This is a genomic window from Nocardia anocheti, assembly GCF_029675105.1.
In the GTDB taxonomy this organism is placed as follows: Bacteria; Actinomycetota; Actinomycetes; order Mycobacteriales; family Mycobacteriaceae; genus Nocardia.
Genome location: NZ_JAQQFV010000009.1, coordinates 189,103 through 207,511, shown reverse-complemented (window position 1 = coordinate 207,511; position 18,409 = coordinate 189,103). Strand labels below are relative to the sequence as shown.

Annotated in this window: 19 protein-coding genes; 6 read left to right on the top strand and 13 right to left on the bottom strand. The window is 69.9% G+C overall.

What is annotated here, in order from left to right:
• The gene (locus tag QC180_RS23895; protein WP_278265041.1) at positions 1 to 684 is read left to right on the top strand and encodes an ester cyclase; all 684 of its coding nucleotides are present in this window, start codon (positions 1 to 3) and stop codon (positions 682 to 684) included.
• Here the strand turns inward: QC180_RS23895 and QC180_RS23890 are convergent.
• Positions 681 to 1,289, bottom strand: coding sequence for a TetR family transcriptional regulator (locus QC180_RS23890; protein WP_278265040.1), 609 nt, complete (start codon positions 1,287 to 1,289; stop codon positions 681 to 683). The genes QC180_RS23895 and QC180_RS23890 overlap by 4 nt on opposite strands.
• Entirely contained in the window at positions 1,279 to 2,787 is a 1,509-nt protein-coding gene (locus QC180_RS23885; RefSeq protein ID WP_278265039.1) for an MFS transporter, read from the bottom strand. Before QC180_RS23885 ends, QC180_RS23890 begins: the two co-directional genes overlap by 11 nt.
• Before the next feature lie 108 nt (positions 2,788 to 2,895).
• On the opposite strand from QC180_RS23885, the gene QC180_RS23880 reads away from it, so the two are divergent.
• Positions 2,896 to 4,209 (top strand): D-alanyl-D-alanine carboxypeptidase family protein, encoded by a 1,314-nt coding sequence (locus QC180_RS23880; RefSeq protein WP_278265038.1) that lies wholly within the window; start codon positions 2,896 to 2,898, stop codon positions 4,207 to 4,209.
• Between the two features lie 9 nt (positions 4,210 to 4,218).
• Here the strand turns inward: QC180_RS23880 and yhjD are convergent, their stop codons facing one another.
• The 3 genes from yhjD to QC180_RS23865 are packed head-to-tail and all read right to left on the bottom strand — an operon-like array spanning position 4,219 to position 7,280.
• Positions 4,219 to 5,241, bottom strand: coding sequence for an inner membrane protein YhjD (gene yhjD / locus QC180_RS23875; protein ID WP_278265037.1), 1,023 nt, complete (start codon positions 5,239 to 5,241; stop codon positions 4,219 to 4,221).
• A 40-nt stretch (positions 5,242 to 5,281) separates the two neighbouring features.
• Positions 5,282 to 6,313 (bottom strand): tryptophan--tRNA ligase, encoded by a 1,032-nt coding sequence (gene trpS, locus QC180_RS23870; RefSeq protein ID WP_278265036.1) that lies wholly within the window; start codon positions 6,311 to 6,313, stop codon positions 5,282 to 5,284.
• Between the two features lie 22 nt (positions 6,314 to 6,335).
• On the bottom strand, positions 6,336 to 7,280 hold the full coding sequence (locus QC180_RS23865; RefSeq protein ID WP_278265035.1) for an oxygenase MpaB family protein: 945 nt from the start codon (positions 7,278 to 7,280) through the stop codon (positions 6,336 to 6,338).
• Positions 7,281 to 7,383: 103 nt separating this feature from the next.
• On the opposite strand from QC180_RS23865, the gene QC180_RS23860 reads away from it, so the two are divergent.
• On the top strand, positions 7,384 to 8,022 hold the full coding sequence (locus tag QC180_RS23860; protein WP_278265034.1) for a TetR/AcrR family transcriptional regulator: 639 nt from the start codon (positions 7,384 to 7,386) through the stop codon (positions 8,020 to 8,022).
• Between the two features lie 9 nt (positions 8,023 to 8,031).
• Here the strand turns inward: QC180_RS23860 and QC180_RS23855 are convergent, their stop codons facing one another.
• The 3 genes from QC180_RS23855 to QC180_RS23845 all read right to left on the bottom strand — a co-directional run bounded on the left by QC180_RS23855 (position 8,032) and on the right by QC180_RS23845 (position 9,378).
• Positions 8,032 to 8,286 (bottom strand): hypothetical protein, encoded by a 255-nt coding sequence (locus QC180_RS23855; RefSeq protein WP_278265033.1) that lies wholly within the window; start codon positions 8,284 to 8,286, stop codon positions 8,032 to 8,034.
• A 112-nt stretch (positions 8,287 to 8,398) separates the two neighbouring features.
• Positions 8,399 to 8,881: a barstar family protein gene (locus QC180_RS23850; protein ID WP_278265032.1), complete on the bottom strand. Its 483-nt coding sequence runs from the start codon at positions 8,879 to 8,881 to the stop codon at positions 8,399 to 8,401.
• Positions 8,881 to 9,378 carry a guanyl-specific ribonuclease gene (locus QC180_RS23845; RefSeq protein ID WP_278265031.1) on the bottom strand — a complete coding sequence of 166 codons (498 nt, stop codon included), beginning with the start codon at positions 9,376 to 9,378 and terminating at the stop codon, positions 8,881 to 8,883. Before QC180_RS23845 ends, QC180_RS23850 begins: the two co-directional genes overlap by 1 nt.
• Positions 9,379 to 9,468: 90 nt before the next feature.
• Between QC180_RS23845 and QC180_RS23840 the strand changes: the two genes are divergently transcribed.
• On the top strand, positions 9,469 to 10,899 hold the full coding sequence (locus QC180_RS23840; protein WP_278265030.1) for an ATP-binding protein: 1,431 nt from the start codon (positions 9,469 to 9,471) through the stop codon (positions 10,897 to 10,899).
• Positions 10,900 to 10,909: 10 nt separating this feature from the next.
• Here the strand turns inward: QC180_RS23840 and QC180_RS23835 are convergent, their stop codons facing one another.
• A complete protein-coding gene (locus QC180_RS23835) occupies positions 10,910 to 11,689 on the bottom strand; it encodes an exodeoxyribonuclease III (protein WP_278265029.1) in 780 nt (259 codons plus the stop codon).
• A 70-nt stretch (positions 11,690 to 11,759) separates the two neighbouring features.
• Between QC180_RS23835 and QC180_RS23830 the strand changes: the two genes are divergently transcribed.
• Positions 11,760 to 12,614, top strand: a complete 855-nt coding sequence (locus QC180_RS23830) for an alpha/beta fold hydrolase (protein WP_278265028.1) — start codon at positions 11,760 to 11,762, stop codon at positions 12,612 to 12,614.
• Between the two features lie 37 nt (positions 12,615 to 12,651).
• Here QC180_RS23830 and QC180_RS23825 read toward each other — a convergent pair whose 3' ends face one another.
• The 4 genes from QC180_RS23825 to glpK form a co-directional block, all read right to left on the bottom strand.
• Positions 12,652 to 13,173, bottom strand: coding sequence for a hypothetical protein (locus QC180_RS23825; protein WP_278265027.1), 522 nt, complete (start codon positions 13,171 to 13,173; stop codon positions 12,652 to 12,654).
• Between the two features lie 113 nt (positions 13,174 to 13,286).
• Positions 13,287 to 14,051, bottom strand: a complete 765-nt coding sequence (locus QC180_RS23820; RefSeq protein WP_278265026.1) for an SDR family oxidoreductase — start codon at positions 14,049 to 14,051, stop codon at positions 13,287 to 13,289.
• A 166-nt stretch (positions 14,052 to 14,217) separates the two neighbouring features.
• Complete coding sequence (glpD, locus tag QC180_RS23815) at positions 14,218 to 15,897, bottom strand: glycerol-3-phosphate dehydrogenase (RefSeq protein WP_278265025.1); 1,680 nt, start codon at positions 15,895 to 15,897, stop codon at positions 14,218 to 14,220.
• A 33-nt stretch (positions 15,898 to 15,930) separates the two neighbouring features.
• On the bottom strand, positions 15,931 to 17,439 hold the full coding sequence (glpK, locus tag QC180_RS23810; protein WP_278265024.1) for a glycerol kinase GlpK: 1,509 nt from the start codon (positions 17,437 to 17,439) through the stop codon (positions 15,931 to 15,933).
• A 121-nt stretch (positions 17,440 to 17,560) separates the two neighbouring features.
• Between glpK and QC180_RS23805 the strand changes: the two genes are divergently transcribed.
• Entirely contained in the window at positions 17,561 to 18,388 is an 828-nt protein-coding gene (locus tag QC180_RS23805; RefSeq protein ID WP_278265023.1) for an IclR family transcriptional regulator, read from the top strand.
• Positions 18,389 to 18,409: the final 21 nt, after the last annotated feature.

The following is an 18,409-nucleotide window of genomic DNA, read 5'->3' as shown; positions in this document are numbered from 1 at the left end:
GTGACCGATACGCATGCCTCCGAGCCTGCCCCGGAGCCCGAGGCTCCGCTGTGGCTGCAGGGCCGGGAAGCGGTGATCGCGGCGGCGACACCGGACCAGTGGCGCGGCAACGTTCCCGACTACGAACTCAGCCACGAGGTGATTCCGCGCGAGCGCGTCGCCCAGCACGCGCCCGGTTCGCTCGAGGCCATCGTCGAGGATCTGGTGAAGGTCTTCGAGATGGAGGTCTCGCACAAGGCCGATCCGGCCACCTGGCTCTCGGTGGTGGCCGAGCAGTATCGCGGCCGGGTCAACGGCGGGGTGTGGCAGGACGCCGAGGAGTTCGCGCGGATCGGCAGCTACAACATCCTCATCGGCGACAACCCCTACTACGAGTCGGCCAACGAGACCTTCGAGTCCTCGCACAAGATCTTCCACACCGCCTTCCCCGGCGGCTTCTTCTGGGAGGTCCTCGAGGTGCTCTCGGGCCCGCCGACGGTGAGCTTCCGCTGGCGGCACTGGGGCAAGTACGACGGTGAGTACAAGGGCCACCAGCCCACCGGCGAGCAGATCGAGATGTACGGCGTGACGATCGCGCGCGTCAGCGAGGACCTGCGCATCGTCGAACTCGAGCACTTCTACGACAACAACCAGCTGCTCGGCCCGCTGGCCCACGGCTGCCCGGTGCAGCACGGCAAGAACTAGCCGTCGGTGCCGTTCGGTGCGTCGGCGGGCGCATCGAACGGCAGGCCCGCGTGCAGCAGCTCCAGCGCCCGGCTGACGTTGTCCGCGTTGATCGGCGTGGTGGTGGCCACCGCCAGCATGGCGCCGATCATCGCCCCCGCCGCCACCCGCACCTCGAAATCGTCGGCCGGACGGCCGGTGTAGTCGGCCAGCAGCCCGGCCGCGAGTTCGATGCTGCGCTGGAATTCCAGGCCGATCGCCGAGCGCAGCTCCGGCACGTGATAGAGCAGCGCCTGACGTTCCTGCTCGAAGGCCATCTCCTGCGGGGACAGCCCGGTGAAGACCTGTTCGGCCGCCTCGCGGAAGGCGGTGAGCGGGTGCTGGCCGCGCGGTTGTGCCGCCAGCGCCTCGATCATCAGCGGGTCCTGGTCCTCGGCGAGGACCAGCTGCTCCTTGGTCGGGAAGTACCGGAAGAAGGTGCTCGGGGAGACCTCGGCGGCCGCGGCGATCTGCTCCACGGTGGTCTCGGTGTAGCCCTGTTCGCGGAAGAGCCGGAACGCCTCGAGCCGGAGCGTTCGGCGGGTGCGTTCCTTCTTCCGCGCGCGCAGTGACATGTCAACGGGCATGTATCGATTCTGCCGCATCCTCGGCGATCACCGGTGCGCTCGTGCCCCGCCGGATCACGAACACCGCGACCAGCGCCGCGGCCACACACAGCGCCGCGCACACGCCCAGCATGGTGTCCATGCCCGCGACGAACGCGTGTCGCACGTGCGTCAGCTGGGCCGGGTCGCCCTGGGTGGCCGCCACGCCCGCGTTGACCCCGTCGGCGATCGGCGCCCGATCCAGCGGACCGAGTTCGGCCCGGTACCGGGTGGCCAGGACCGTCCCGAGCACGGCGACGCCGATGGTGCCGCCCGCCTGCCGAAGTGCTTGCAGCAGAGCCGAACCCGCACCCGCCCGGTTCGCGTCCAGCTCCCCCATCGCCAAACCCATCGCGGCGGGCATGACCAGGCCCATCCCCGTGCCGAGCACCGTGATCCACAGGGCGGTGGGTCCGTATCCGGTGTCGACGGTGGTCAGCGCGCCCAGGCCCAGTCCGACGGCCAGGATCAGGAACCCGCCCACCAGCACCGCGCGCACGCCCACGCGGGGCAGCAGCACGTCCACGAGCCTGCTACCGAGCACCACACCACCGATCATCGGCAGCAATCGCAGCCCGCTGCCCAGCGCGTCGACCCCGAGCACCGCCTGGAAGTACTGCGGCACGGTGAAGAACATGCCGAACATCGCGAAGTTCACCAGGATGGAAAACGCCGTGCCCCAGCGGAATCCGGGCGCGCGGAACAGTCCGACATCGATCAGCGGATGCGCGACCCGGCGCTGCCACGCCAGGAACGCCGCCAGCAGTGCCACGCCCGCGCCCACACACAACCAGGCCAGCGGTTCGTCCCAGCCCTGCTCGCCGATCCGGATGAAGCCGTAGGTGAGGCCGAGCATGCCCACCGCCGAGAGGACCGCGCCGGTCAGGTCGATGCGGAAACCGTTGTCGCCGTGGGATTCCGGGACCAGCGTCGCGACCGCGAGCGCGCCGATCACCACCAGCGGCACATTGATCAGGAACACCGAACCCCACCAGTAGTGCTGCAGCAGCCAGCCGCCGACGATCGGCCCCAGCGGCAGACCGATGGCGGTCGAGGTGACCCAGATCGTCAGCGCGCGTTGCCGCTGCCCCGGATCGGTGAACAGCACCGGCAACACCGCCATCGACAGCGGCATCATCGCGGCCGCGGCGACGCCGAGCACCACGCGACCCGCGATCAGCTGACCGGCCGAACCGGCGAAGGCGCAGGCCACCGAGGCCGCGCCGAACAGCACCAGCGCGCCGAGCAGGACCTTCTTGCGGCCGTACCGGTCACCGAGCGCGCCCGCGGGCAGCATCAGCGCGGCCAGGGCCAGGGTGTAGGCGCCGGTGAACCATTGCAGCGCCGCGGTATTCGCGTGCAGGTCCACCGCCAGGGTCGGCAGGGCGACGGTGAGCACGGTGACGTCGAGCCCGATGGTGAGCATCGCCAGGGCGAGCGCGCCGAGCGCCAACCAGCGTCGAGTGTCCTCGGATCGCATGTCTCCTCCAAAATGATAGCTACTACTTTTTGATAGTAACTCTCATTTACAAGTTGGTGTCAATACCCCGCGTTGCCGCGCCGCGCGGGCTCGCTAGGCTGCGAGGTGATGAAGATCCGTGAACTCGGCGTGCGCGCCGCCTGCACGCTCGGCGCGTTCGCCGCGGTCGCCGCCCTCGCCGCGGCTCCCGCCCTCGCCATCCCGCCCGTCGAGCCGTACGACCCACCCACCACCGGGCCGAGCACCAGCACCACACCCCCGTTCACCACCCCGAACACCGACAGCTGCCCGCAGCGCACGCTGCCGCCCGCGCCGATCGACACCTCCGAGGTGCCCGCGCCGGGCGAGTCGACACCGAGTCCGCTGCCGGTGCCCTCCCCCGTCATCGGTGGCGAGCGTCTCGGCGAATGCGGGGTGGTACTGCCACAGGGCGCGGCGTCGCTGCCCGCCGACATCTCCGCGACCTCGTGGATGGTCTCCGACCTAGACACCGGCCGCGTGCTGGCCGCCAAGGACCCGCACGGCCGCTACCGCCCCGCCTCGACCATCAAGGTGGCGCTGGCCATCGTCGCGCTGCGTGAGCTGGACCTGGACAAAGTGGTGGTCGGCACCCAGGCCGACGCCGACGTCGACGGCACCCGCGTGGGCATCGGACCCGGCGGGCGCTACACCAACCGCCAACTCATGCAGGCACTGATCATGTGCTCGGGCAACGACGCCGCGCACGCCATCGCCGCCCAGCTCGGTGGCGACGCGGCCACCGTGGCGAAGATGAACGCGGTGGCGAAGTCGTTGCGCGCCATGGACACTCGTGCCGCCACCCCGTCGGGCCTGGACGGTCCCGGCATGAGCACCTCGGCCTACGACCTGTCGGTGCTGTTCCGCGAGGCCATGCACATCCCGCTGTTCGCCGAGCTGATCCACACCGAACAGGTCGACTTCCCCGGCTTCCCCGCCGACCCGAAGATCCCCGACGACAAGGATCACCCCGGCTTCCCCATCGCCAACGACAATCAGCTGCTCTACAACTACCCGGGCGCGATCGGCGGCAAGACCGGCTTCACCGACGACGCCCGCCAGACCTTCGTCGCCGCCGCCGAACGCGACGGCCACCGCCTCGTGGTGACGCTGCTCAAGGCCGACGTGCTGCCGGTGCGCCCGTGGGTGCAGGCGGCCCGACTGCTGGACTACGGCTTCGCCCTCGACACCGACGCCCGCGTCGGCAAGCTGCCCGAAACCGGCAGCGAGGCAGTGCAACCCACCGTGCCGCTGGCCTCACCGCCGCCGCGCGCCGACGGCACCCGGGCCGCGCCCGAACAACCGGCGCACCAGGGCGCGCGGGTGGCGACCCTGCTCGCGATCCCGCTGGTGGTCGTCGGCTTGCTGCTGTGGGGCCGACGGGTGCTGCGCCGCGGCCGCTGAGACCGGCGACTAGCGGCGCTTACCGACCAGCATCAGCGCCAGCGCGGCCACCGCGCCCGCCCCGAAGTAGGCCGCGCCCGCCCCGGTCGACACCCCGTGCTCGACCACGCGCGGCTTGATCACCACCGGATTCGGCGGCGCGACGGTGGCGGCGCGCTCGTTGTCCGACGAGGTCGCCGCCCACGCGGTGGCGAACAGCAGGATCCGGTAGGTGATGTAGCTGAACACCATCAGACCGATGATCGAGCCGAAGGTGGCGCCCGCCGGGCTCGACATCACCATCCGCAGGTAGATCGCCGCGACCAGCTTGAACACCTCGAACGCGATGGCCGCCAGCGCCGCCGCGCGCGCCGCGCTGCGCAGCGAGACCGGTTCGCGCGGCAGCCGGGCGATCATCCAGGCGAACACCGCCCAGGACGCCAGCCAGCCGAGCGCGAGCGAGATCAGCCACAGCACCACCGTCGCACCGGGCACCTGATCCAGGCCGACACTCTCCAGCAGTCGTCGGCCCAGCCCGCTGGCCCCCACCGCCGACAACCCCAGCGACACCACGAACGCCAACCCCAGACCGATCAGTGAGCCCAGATCCGACAGCTTGGCCAGCCACCACGGCTTGTCCGGGCTCTTGCTGGCCCATTGCTCGGTGAGCGCGGCCCGCAGATTCGAGATCCAGCCGAGGCCGGTGTAGAGACCCACCAGCAGACCGATCACACCGACGGTGCCGCGCGACTTGATCGCCTGATCGATCAGGTCGTTGATCTGGTCGCCGAAGGAACCCGGCACGGTCTCGACGACCTTCTCCTGCAACTCGGCCAGCCACTCCGGATGCCCGGCCAGCACGAAACCGGCCGCCGAGAACGCCACCATGAGCAGCGGAAACAGCGACAACACAGTGAAATACGTGATCCCGGCGGCGAAGAAATCACCCCGACTGTCCTGGAAACGACCACCGGCCCTGACCAGATGATCCAGCCAGGGCCTGCGCCCGATCTGCTTCTCGACAGCGGCCGAGATGTTGTCGACGATCTGCATGCCACGCGCCCCTTCAGCCGAAAACCCCAGGGGCGCCGGGTCAGCGAGCCAGGAAGCCCACCCGGTCGTACACCTGAGCCAGTGTGTTGCCTGCGATCTCGCGTGCCCGCTCGGCACCCGCGGCGAGAATCCGGTCCAGTTCGGCCTGGTCGGCCAGGTACTCCTGCACCTTCTTCTGCACGGGCGTCACGAATTCGACCAGCGCGTCGGCCACCTCGGCCTTGAGATCACCGTAACCCTTCCCCACGAAATTCTCCTCGAGGTTCACGATCGGGGTGGCGGTCAGCGAGCTCAGGATCACCAGCAGGTTGCTCACGCCCGGCTTGGTCTCCGGGTCGTAGCGGATCTCACGCTCGGTGTCGGTGACCGCCGAACGCACCTTCTTGGCGGTGACCTTCGGGTCGTCGAGCAGGTTGATCAGGCCCGCGTCGGTGGCGGCCGACTTGCTCATCTTGGCGGTCGGGTCCTGCAGGTCGAAGATCTTGGCCGTGCCCTTGACGATGTGCGGCTCGGGCACGACGAAGGTCTTCTTGAAGCGGGTGTTGAAGCGCTGGGCCAGGTTTCGGGTCAGCTCCAGGTGCTGGCGCTGGTCCTCGCCGACCGGCACCTGGTGCGGGCGGTAGAGCAGGATGTCGGCGGCCATCAGCACCGGGTAGGTGAACAGGCCGACGGTCGCGTTCTCGGCACCCTGCTTGACCGACTTGTCCTTGAACTGGGTCATCCGGCTGGCCTCGCCGAAACCGGTGATGCAGCTGAGCACCCACGACAGCTCCGCGTGCTCGGGCACCTGGCTCTGCACGAACAGCGTGGACTTGGCCGGGTCGATGCCGAGCGCGAGCAGCTGGGCGGCGGCGGACTTGGTGCGCGCGCGCAGCGCCTTGGGGTCCTGGCTGACGGTGATCGCGTGCATGTCCGGGATGAAATACAGCGCGTCGTACTCGTCCTGCATGGTCACCCAGTACTGCAGCGCACCCAGGTAGTTGCCGAGGTGGAAGGAGTCGCTGGTGGGCTGGATGCCCGACAGCACCCGCTGCTTGCGTTCGGCCGTCGCGGCCGGGGCAGGACTGGACATGGACCCGATCTTTCCATGCCCATCAAGCGGAATTTCGCTGCACCCAGTTGCGCGGATCGACGCCCGGCATGCTCGCCTTGCCCGCCCGCACGTTGCGCTGTTCACGCCGGGCCAGCAGCTGATAGGACGGCGTGGAGGGCCCGGCCAGCGCCCCGGCGAGCACGCGCGGCGCCAGCGGCGGGGTGCGGTGCGCGGTGCGCAGACTCCGGCACAGCGCGCGGTGGGCGAGCTCGTCGGTAAGGCCCCACTCGATCCCGTACATCCGGCGGATACGCGGCGGCAGACTGCCCTGGACCAGCGAATACAGTGCCGTACCGACCTGTTCGGCGGGCGGGGCCAAGCGGTAGGCCTTGCGACTGCCCGCGAGATAGGAGCCGACCAGGCGCGCCTCGTCGGTGAGAAACAGTTCGTCGGAGGCCAGGTAGCCGTCGAAGAACTTCCGGAAGGCCGGATAGTCGCCGGGGGCGGCCTCGCGCCGCATCCCGAACAGCTCGCCCCAGCGGACGTAGTCCTGGTAGAGGTCCTCGCGCTCGGTGGCGGTCAGCTCGCGCACCAGCCGGTCGTACATGGCCTCGGCCGAGTCGAAGGTGAAGGCCATGGTCATGAACATCAGGTGCGGGTCGTGGGCGGCGTAGGCGGTACCCGCCGGGTGGTGGGCGCCCGCGTCCTCGGGCAGGGTGCCGACCACCGGCTGGTGCTTGCGGCGGGTGAAGGCCAGCGCCCGGTCGGCCTCGGCCTTGCTGCCGAGGAACACCGCTTCGAACATCGCGCCGGTGATCGCCAGGCGGGTGTAGGGCGTGGCCCGGTGGGCGGTGTTCTCGCTGGTCCCGACGAACAGCAGCGGATGGACCGCGCCGATCACCAGTGCCCGCACGCCGTAGGTGAGTCCCACCGCCCGCTTGCTCATCACCCTGCGGATCATCGAATCGTCGGCGAAATATCCGGGTTCGCCCTGCCGTGCGGCCATGCTGCGCCTCCTCGTCGAGTGCATCTGGCAATAGAATCCTCCAGAATTGGTAATCTGGCAAGAGTCTCTACCAGAAAACCCTCGGGCGGCGAGAGGACGCAGAATGGATGCCGTGACCGCACAACGGACCTATGGCGGCGTCTCGGCGGCCGAGCGCAAGGCGCAGCGCCGCACCGCACTGCTGGACGCGGCGCTCGAGATCGTCGGCGAGGACGGGCAGGCCAAGCTGACCGTCGCCGGGTTGTGCGCCCGTGCCGGGCTCAACGAGCGCTACTACTACGAGAATTTCGAGCATCGCGACGGCGTGCTCGAGGCGGTCCTGGACCGGATCGCCGAGGAACTCACCACCGCGATCGCGACGGCGCTGGCCGAGGCTCCCCCCGAGACCCGGGCCCAGGCCCACGCCGCCATCCACGCGGGCACCTCGGTACTCATCGACGATCCGCGCAAGGCGCGCGCCGCGCTGATCGCGGGCATGGCGACCCCGGAGCTGCGAGCCAGGACCGCGCGCACCGTGCGCGCGTTCGCCCGGCTGATCGCGGCCGAGGGCAGCGGTTTCTATCAGGTGGACATCGCGCCGAACCTCATCGACTTCCGCGCGCTCTACCTCGTCGGCGGCCTCACCCAGACCCTGACGACCTGGCTCGCGGGCGACCTCGACCTCACCCGCGAACAACTCGTCGACCAGATCACCGACGTCTTCGTGCTCCTCGGCGACGACCTGGCGGGCCGCCACCGCTGAGCCCGATCGTTACTGCTGCACGGGCGGGTCCGGAATGCAGACGTCCATCTGGATTCCGTCGCACGGCTGGGCCGAACCGGAGGCGAGCGCGGCCAGCAGGAGCAGGATCTGCGCCTTGACCTGATCGCTCGAGCCCGTGGACGCGTCGGCGACCTGGGCGATCCGCGCCTGCTGCGGTGCCTGTTCGACGGTCGCCGCCGCCAGCCCGCTGCCCGTCGTGATGATCCCGGCGGCGATCGCCGCGCCCGCCAGTACTCGCTTCATCGCTGTCTCTCTCCTACTCCGACGGCCTGGACCGGCCGCACCGGCGACGACGTTAGGAGACCGCCGCGCGCCCGGGCAGACGCGAATTCCGGTGGCAACAGAGGTGTCGGCGCTAGGACCCGGGCCGGTCGGACAGCGCGACGGCGCCGAAGGCATCCGGCCGACCCTGCAAGACGACCCGGAAGGCCACCTCACGGCGGGCCCAGTAGGCCGCGCAGTCGCGCACCGCGTCGGCGAACCAGTCGCGTTCGTCGGGCTGCTCGGCCAGCAGGTCGTCGGCGGTGCGGATCACCGCGACGTAGCCGGGGCCGTCACCGACGAAATCGTCCAGGTCACGCAGGCATTCGTCGAAGGCGTCCTTGTTGGCACCGAAGTAGTACGGGAACTGGAAGGCGGCGGCGAACTCGTCGAACAGCGCCGCCACCGTGCGCATCTTGGGACCGCGCAGTTCGCGCACCCGGTAGTCGGCCGGTGCGTCGTAGCGCACGCCACTGAACCGCGCGGCGTCCACCGCCAGCGCGCCGAACACCGGACCGGCCGGGGTCTCGGCGGTGGGTCGAGCAAGGAACCGCGACAGCGGCATTCGCGACGTCATCAGCGCATCCTCGTGAAGGTCTCGTAGTGGTCCCCGGTGTACCAGGCCGACCCGTCGCTCCCGGTGACGATGCGCTCGGCATCACGAGACCGGTTGCGCTGCTTGGGATTGACGTCCCACTCCTGATACGTCACCGGAGCACCCGCCGAATCCTTCGGCGGCAGCTTGGTCCCCCGATTCATCCACTGCTCCCCGCCCTTGGTCCCCACCGCGTTCGCCGACCCCGGCCACCGCCCCGCATCGATCTCCACGAGCGTGGCGTACGCCCGATCCGGCACCCCCGCCACCTTGCTCACCGGCGCCGCCGAACTCCCCCCTGGCTTGGTCGCCGGTGGACCGGGCTTGGGCGCGGTGGTGGTAGCCCCGGCGACAACCGAGGTACTGCTCGCCGTGGTCGTACCGTTGTCCCCGGCCTTACCGAAGACCGAGAGTCCGAGGGCGGCGAGAACGAGAACGAGTCCGGCGAGCAATCCGAGCGTCTTACGTGAGAAGTTCACCGTGAAGAACCTACGTCACCAGGCGGGTCACCTACATACCACTCGTTAGTATCATGCATGTTACTAACATCGATGATACCAAGGGGAGCGATGGACTTCGTCGGGCGATGGCGCGAACTGCGGGCCTTGGATACCACGCTGAGCGGCGTTCGATCCGCGATCGGCACCACGAAGCCCGGCTGCTGCCTGATCCTGCGTGGCCGTCGGCGCATCGGCAAGTCCGCGTTGATCGAGGAGTTCACCCAGCGCAGCGGGGTGCCGAATGTCTTCTACACCAGTGAGATCGGGCTCGGCATCGATCCTCTGATCGAATTCGCCGACACGGTCGCACATTCCTCCCTACCGGACGCCGACGTCTTCGCCGACGCGCTTCCGGCCAACTGGACCGCGGCTCTGCGCCAACTCGCCGGAATCCTGCCCGACGACGAGCCGAGTGTCGTCGTCCTCGACGAGCTGCCCTACCTCATGGACGAGGCCGGTGCGTTCGAAAGCGTGCTGCAGCGCGCGTGGGACCGCGAGCTGTGCCGCAAACCGGTTCTGTTGATCCTGATCGGCTCCGATCTCGCCATGATGGCCGCCCTCACCTCCCACAGCCGTCCGTTTCACCAGAGAGGAACGGAGATGCGGTTGGGTCCGCTGAACCCCGCCGACGTCGCGGCGATGACCGGCGCCGATGCCGCGACGGCCTTCGATGCCACGATGGTCACCGGCGGGCTGCCCATCGTCTGCGCGCGCTGGCGGGCCGGGGACGATGTGTGGACTTTCCTGGCCAGGGAACTGTCGGATCCGGTCAGCCCACTGATCGTCTCCGCGCAGCTGTCGCTGGCCGCCGAGTTCCCCGAGCAGACCTTGGCGCGACAGGTCCTGTCCGCGATCGGCAGCGGCGAGCGGACGTTCACCAAGATCGCGCGTGCGGCGGGCGGACTGGCCAACACCAGCCTGTCACGTGCCTTGAACCTGTTGACGGACAAGGGAATCGTGGCCGGTGAGCTACCGATCTCGCTGACTCCGTCGAAAGACCGCCGGTACCGCATCACCGACTCGTACCTGCGATTCTGGCTCACCTTCCTGGGCCCCCATCTCCCCGAACTGGATCGCCTGCGTGCCGATCTGACACTCGCCCGGATCCGTCGCGGCTGGACCAGCTGGCGCGGCCGCGCGGTGGAGCCCCTGATCCGCGAATCCCTGGCACGGCTCCTCCCGGTCGCGGGCATCCCCGCGGTTCCGGCGATCGGCGGCTACTGGACCCGCACCAACGACGTGGAGATCGACATCGTCGGCGCCGACCGCGAACCCGTCGCCAAGGAACTGGCCTTCCTCGGTTCCATCAAGTGGCTGGAGAACTCACCATTCGACACCCACGACCTCACGGCCCTGCAGAATCACCGCTTCCGCCTCACCGACGAGCCTGTCCCCCTGATCGCGGTCACCCGCTCCGGCACCACCACCGACCACCTGGCCGCCACCTTCACCCCCGACGACCTCCTCCGCGCCTGGCAACCCCACCCCCCTCGCTCCTGAGCGGCCGTCGCTATCGGTATTGCACCGTGACCGGGGCGTGGTCGGACCAGCGCTGGTCGTAGGTGGGGGCGCGTTCGACGACGGCTTGTTTGGCTCGGGTGGGGAGGTCGCCGAGGGCGAGGTGGTAGTCGATGCGCCAGCCGGAGTCGTTGTCGAAGGCGCGGCCTCGGTAGGACCACCAGCTGTAGGGGCCCGCGATGTCGGGGTGGAGGGTGCGGACGACGTCGACGTAGCCGGAGACGAGGAGGTCGGCGATCCAGGCGCGTTCCTCGGGGAGGAAGCCCGCGGACTTCTGGTTGGCCTTCCAGTTCTTCAGGTCGGCCTCGGTGGGGGCGATGTTCCAGTCGCCGCTGACGACGAAATCGCCGGTGCGGGTCTTCAGGTAGGCGCCGAGTTCGGCCATGAAGCGGTATTTCTCGTCCTGTTTGGGGGTGTTCTCCTCGCCGGAGTGCACATAGACGCTGGCAACGGTGAGCTCGCCGAAATCGGCCTCGAGGTAGCGGCCGGACGCGGCGAACTCGGTGCTGCCGAAGCCGACGCGCACCGCGTCGGGCGCGCGGCGCGACAGGATGCCGACCCCGGCGCGGCCCTTGGATTCGGGTTCGGCGTGCGAGAGGACCCAGCCCGCGTCGAGCGCGGGGGCCAGCGCGGTCGCGACCTGCGCGTCGGTCGCGCGGGTCTCCTGCAGGCATACGATGTCGGCTTCGGTGGCGGCGAGCCAGGCCAACATGCCCTTGCCCGCCGCCGCGCGAACACCGTTCACATTCACTGTTGAGAGGATCGTCGGCACGGTACGACCGTACAATGACAGGTCAGGAATGCTCCCCGGGACACCGCTGTCCAGGAAGGGGTGAATGACGATGACGTCACGCACCGCCAAGTCCACCGCCCGTCCCGCGCCCGTCGCGGCGCTGCATCTCGGGTCGGGTGACCCGGTGCTGCTGCTGCACGGGTTCATGCTCTCGCCGCACTGCTGGGAACAGGTGGCGCGGCGGATGTCGGCACACTGCGAGGTGTACGCACCCGCCTTCGCGGGGCACTGGGGTGGCCCGAAGGTGGAGGGCTGGTCGCTGGACGTGTACGCGCTGGCCGATCAGATCGAGAACGAACTCGACGAATTGGGTTGGCGTGACTGCCATATCGCGGGCAACTCGCTCGGCGGCTGGGTGGGGTTGGAGCTGGCGCGGCGCGGCCGGGCGCGCACCCTCACCGCCATCGCGCCCGCGGGCGGCTGGACCCAGCCCTCGATCACCCAGTTACGGATCGGGGCCAAGTTCGCCTCGCTCATCCCGTTCGTCGAGATCGGCAAGCGGCTCGGGTCGTTCGCGGTCGACAACGCGCTGGTCCAGCAGGTGGCCGGGTTCCTGGTCGCCAAGCGCGTGAGCGCGATCCCGCGCCGCGACCTGGCGACACTGGTCACCGCCGTGCTGCACTGCGAGGTGATCGTCCCGATGCTGCTGGGCAGCCTGCGCGCCCCGTCGATGACCGACCTCGACACCATCGCCACCCCGGTGCGGATGCTGCTGGCCGAGTACGACCGGATCATCCCCAACAGCGTCTACGCCACCCGCTACCTGCGCGAACTGCCCGAATCGGCGGACCGCATCGTGGTGCACGGGGTGGGTCACGTGCCGATGCTGGAGGCACCGGACCGCATCGCGACTCTCATCGCCGAACACATCTACGCCAGCCGCGGGCACCTGCGGGCGGTGTGAACCGTGTGGGCGACCCGGTCGCCCACACGGCCGGATCTCAGCGCTTGTAGTTGCTGAAGTCGCCGCGCCAGATCAGCTCCTCGGAGGTGACGACCGCGGGCTTCAGCTTGTCGACCGGGACCGCGTAGGCGATCTTGATGGTCTGCTTGGAGCCGGGCGGCAGCTTGCCCTCCAGGCCGTACTTGTAATTCTTGTCCAGCGACAGCACCGACTCGGCGGCGGTCCCGTCCTCGCCGTAGACCAGCGACGGCGAGGACCAGCGGTCCAGCGCCTTGGACGAGGTGTTGTTGAGCTGGAAGGTGAACACCGAGACGGCGCCCTCACGCTCGACCTGATCGGCCTCGACCTTCAGGATCGACAGCTCGACGCCGGATTCGAGCTTGCCGGTGTCACCCGGGTTCAGCACGCCGTCGGCGTTCGGGGTGGCCGGGGCCGCGGAGGTGGTCTTGGTCGACGACGGCGTGACCGGCGCACCACCGGGCGGCAGCTCCTCCTGGCACGCGGACAGCAGCAAGGCGGCGGCGGCCACGGTGGCGGACAGCACGATACGGGTTCTCACGGATTCCCCTCCTCATCGGGACGCGCGGGGTCTCCCTGCGAGATCTTCCCCCCGAGCACAGCGCAAGCATCATATACATGCCTGTGCCACGGTGTTTTTCCGTGAACGACCGCTCAGAGGAGTTTGCGGGCGAGCGGCGCGGGCAGGACGCGCAGGGCGTAGCCGAACGGAACCCACGGCCAGGCGGGCACATACGCCTTGGCGCGGCGCTTCTCGATGGCGGCGACCATGGCGCGCACGCCGGTGGCGGTGTCCACCATGAACTTCGGCTCGTGCTTGATCCGGTCGTTCATCTCCGAGCGGATGTAGCCGGGGTAGATCACCGAAACATCCACGCCGGGAATGTTTTCCGTGCGCACGCCGTCGGCGAGCGCGGCCACCCCCGCCTTGGTGGCGGCGTAGGTGGTGAGGGTCTTGGGCATGCCGCGCAGTGCCGAGATCGAGGAGATCATCACCAGGTGGCCGTGGCCCTGGGCGCGGAACAGGGTGAGCGCGGCCTCGCTCTGGGTCAGGGCGGCGAGGAAGTTGACCGTGGCGGTCTCGCGATTGGCGTCGTGGCGGCCGGTACCCAGCGGGGCGCCCTTGCCCAGGCCCGCGTTCACCACCACGCGGTCGATGGTGCCGAATTCGGCGGCGAACTCCTCGAAGACGCGGAAGACGGCCGCGTCGTCGACGACATCGAGCGCCTTCACCGAGACCACCCGATCCGGGTGCTCGGCCAGGATCTCGGCCCGCAGCTCGTCGAGGCGCTCGGTGCGGCGCGCGCACAGGGCGAGGTCGTAGCCGAGGGCGGCGAACTGGCGGGCCATCTCGGCGCCGAGGCCCGAGCTGGCGCCGGTGATGAGAACGGTGCCCCGGCGGTCACTGCGCGAATTCATGAGTCCACGGTAATCACCGCCCGAACTCCGGGTGGCGCTTCAGCCGCCGCTGCTCCCGAACCGGCGTCGGCGAACCGCCCGTGAGGAGTGGTCCACCGCCGCCGGGGTGTCGTGTCAGCACACCGCGACCAGCGGACGGCGTCGCGCCCGATGCCTGGTGTCGCCCTCAGCGCACGGCGACCAGTCGGGCGGTGTTGGCGGCCTCGTCGTCGGCAGCCTCGTTGGCGGCGAGTTCGGCGTGCACCCGGTCGTAGTAGCGGTTGATCTCGGCGTCGGTGGTCTCCTCGTCCCAGCCGAGCAGCGGGGCCATGAGCCGGGCGATGTCGGGCGCGGCGGCCAGACCGCGGTCGGGCAGTTCGATGGAGATGCGGGTGCGGCGGGTGAGGACGTCGTCGAGGTGCAGGGCGCCCTCGTGGGTCACCGCGTAGACGATCTCGGCGGCGATGTGCTCGGGGGCGCCCGGAACCCGTTGCCGCAGCGTGTGATCGGTGCTGACGAGGTCGAGGAGCTCGCGGGTCAGCGAGCCGTAGCGGCCCAGCAGGTGCTCCACGGTGTCGGCGGGCAGGCCGACCGAGGCGGCCAGGGTCGCGGCCTCGGCGAGCATCTCGGGGTAGCCGGTCGCGCCGAGGATCGGCAGGGTGTCGGTGGTCGAGGCGGGGATGTCGCCGCCGAGGCGGGCGGCGACGGCGTCGACCACGTCGGCGGCCATCACCCGGTAGGTGGTGTACTTGCCACCCGCGATGACGAACAGGCCCGGCGCGGGCTCGGCGACGGCGTGCTCGCGCGAGAGCTTGGCCGTCTCCTTGGACGCGCCGGTCATCAGCGGCCGCAGCCCCGCGTAGGTGCCGACGATGTCGGCCCTGGTCAGCGGCTCACGCAGCAGGCCGTTGACGTGGTCGAGGATGTAGCGCACGTCGGCGGCGGTGGCGGTGGGGTGGTTCTTGTCCAGCGACCAGTCGGTGTCGGTGGTGCCGATGATCCAGTGTTCGGCCCACGGGATGACGAACAGCACCGACTTCTCGGTGCGCATGATCAGGCCGGTGTGCAGGTCGAGTCGGTCGCGCGGGACCAGGATGTGCACGCCCTTGGACATGCGCACGTGGAACGGGAACTCGACACCGGTCAGCTTGATCATGTCGTCGGTCCACACGCCGGTCGCGCTGATCACCGCGCGGGCGCGGATGCTGTGCACCGCACCGGTTTCCAGATCCAGGACGCGCGCGCCGACGACGCGCTCACCGTCGCGTTCCAGCCCGACCACCTTGGTGCGGGTGAGCACGGTGGCGCCCTGCTCGGCGGCGGTGCGGGCGATCATCATGGTGTGGCGGGCGTCGTCGACCTGGGCGTCGTAGTAGCGGATGGCGCCGGTCATGGCGTCCTCGCGCAGCGCGGGCGCGAGTTCCAGTGCGCCGGTGCGGGTCAGGTGCTTGTGCATGGGCACGGTGCGCGCACCGCCGAGGGTGTCGTAGAGGGCGATACCCGCGCCGATGTAGGCGCGCTCCCACACCCGGTGCTGGAGCGGGAACAGGAACGGCACCGGATGCACCAGGTGCGGGGCGAGGGTGTTCAGCAGCAGCCCACGCTCTTTGAGCGCCTCGCGGACCAGGGCGAAGTCCATCTGCTCGAGGTAGCGCAGGCCGCCGTGGATGAGTTTGGACGAGCGGCTCGAGGTTCCCGCGGCGAAATCGCGGGCCTCGACCAGCGTCACCGACAGGCCACGCGCGGCCGCGTCCAGCGCGGCGCCCGCACCGGTCACCCCGCCGCCGATGACCAGCACGTCGATCTCCTCGGCGCCGAGCCCGGCGATCGCCTGCTCACGGTAGCTGCGATCCAGTTGTACAGACATGCGGTCCTCCTTGGACGAAGGGATTGTCGGAGTTCAGATCTCGGCCCAGTCGAGGGTGCGCGAGACGGCCTTGCACCAGCGGGCGTAGCCGTGTTCGCGCTGCTCGTCGGACCAGGTGGGATACCAGCGGACGTCTTCGGCCCAGTTGTCGAGCAGGTCGTCGGTGGAGGCCCAGAAGCCCACCGCCAGCCCGGCGGCGTAGGCGGCGCCCAGCGCGGTGGTCTCGGCGACGACCGGTCGCGAGACCGGCACGCCGAGCAGGTCGGCCTGGATCCGCATGGCCAGCTGGTTGACGGTGACGCCGCCGTCGACCCGCAGCGTCTCGAGCCGCACGCCCGCGTCGCGCTGCATGGCCTCGACCACGTCGCGGGTCTGGTAGGCGATGGATTCCAGGGTGGCCCTGGCCAGGTGCGCGTTGTTGCTGTAGCGCGACAGGCCCACGACGGCGCCGCGTGCGTCGGGCCGCCAGTACGGGGCGAACAGGCCGGAGAAGGCGGGCACGAAGTACACCCCGCCGGAGTCGGTCACCTGCCCGGCCAGGTCCTCGATCTGCGCGGCACCGGCGATGATGCCGAGCTGGTCGCGCAACCACTGCACGGCCGAGCCGGTGACCGCGATCGAGCCCTCCAGCGCGTAGGCCGGTTCGTCGTCGCCGAAGCGGTAGGCGACCGTGGTGAGCAGGCCGTGCCGGGAGCGCACGATCTCGGTGCCGGTGTTGAGCATGAGGAAATTGCCGGTGCCGTAGGTGTTCTTGGCCTCGCCGGGGCGGAAGCACACCTGGCCGACGGCGGCGGCCTGCTGGTCGCCGAGCACCCCCGCGATGGGCACGACGCCCTTGAACGGGCCGTCGGGGTTGGTACTGCCGAAGCCCGCCGGGTTCGCGGAGGGGGCGATGGCGGGGAGCATGGCGCGCGGGATGTCGAAGACGGTGAGGAGTTCGTCGTCCCAGTCCAGGGTCTCGAGGTCCATGAGCATGGTGCGCGAGGCGTTGGTGGGATCGGTGACGTGCACGCCGCCGCGGATTCCGCCGGTCAGGTTCCAGATGAGCCAGGTGTCCATGGTGCCGAACAAGGCGTCACCGCGTTCGGCGTCGGCGCGCACACCCGGCACCGTGTCGAGGATCCAGCGCAGTTTGCCGCCGGAGAAGTAGGGGGCGGGCGGCAGGCCGGTGCGGGCGCGCACGAGTTCGCTGTGTCCGGCGGCGTCGAGGTCGGCGATGATCCGGTCGGTGCGGGTGTCCTGCCAGACGATGGCATTGCCGTAGGGGCGGCCGGTGTGGCGGTTCCAGACGACGGTGGTCTCGCGCTGGTTGGTGACGCCGATGGCGGCCAGATCGGCGGCGGTCAGATCCGCTTGCGCCAGTGCGGTTTTGACGACCGTGCGGGTGCGCTCCCAGATCTCGTCGGGATTGTGTTCGACCCAGCCCGCGCGCGGCATGATCTGCTCGTGTTCGAGCTGATGGCGCGCGACCACGGCTCCGTGCCGGTCGAAGACCATGAAGCGGGTCGATGTGGTGCCCTGGTCGATCGCACCCACATACATCGGTTGTCCTTTCACCGGACTCCGCCATGAGTCCGCCCTGCCGCACCCACGCTAGGAAGGGGGTCGGGCGCCCGCCATCGGCACCGTTCGACAATGCCGAACGGCCTGGTAGGTTCGAGATGTGCCCGGCCCGATCCAGTCGATCGAACGCGCCGCCGCCGTGCTGCGCCTGCTCGCGCGCGCCCCGGGCCCGCTGGCGGTCGGCGAGATCGCCGGTGCCCTCGACCTGGCCAAACCCACCGCGCACGGCATCCTGCGCACGCTGGTCGGCGTCGGGTTCGTCGACCAGGACGACGCGACCGGCCGCTATCTGCTCGGGCCCGCGCTCGGCAAACTCGGCACCGATCGACTCGATGTGAACGAGCTGCGGTCGCGGGCGATCCACCGGGCCGACGCGCTGGCGGCGCGCACCGGGGAGTCGGTGCGGATCGCGGTGGGGCGCGCGGACGGGGTCACCGTGATCCACCACGTCTTCCGGCCCGACAACAGCGCCCAGCAGCTGGCCGTCGGAGAAGTGCTGCCCGCACACGCCACCGCGCTGGGCAAGGTGCTGCTGGCCTATGAGGCTGCGAGTCTGCGCGTGGCGCCCAGCTCCGGTACCGCCGGGGCCTCCGGGCTCGCGGCCGCCCGGCCGGAGGCAGCGCTCGCCTCCGGCACGCCCTTGCCCAGCTTCACTCGTCGCACGATCGTCGATCCAGGTGAGCTCGACCGGGTGATCGCCGGGGTGCGCAGGGCGGGGTGGGCCGGGGAAGTCGGCGAGTTCCGCAGCGGGGAGGCGGGCGTCGCCGCGCCGATCCGTGATCGTGGCGGACTGGTGGTCGCCGCGCTCGGGATCACCGGGCCGGTGGAACGACTGTGCGACAACCGATCCGAGATCCGGGCGACCGCGATCGAGCAGGTTCGTGTGGCGGCGCGGGCGGTGCACCGGGATCTGCGGGTGGCACAGTGAACGCACCGGGCCGCCGGTCTC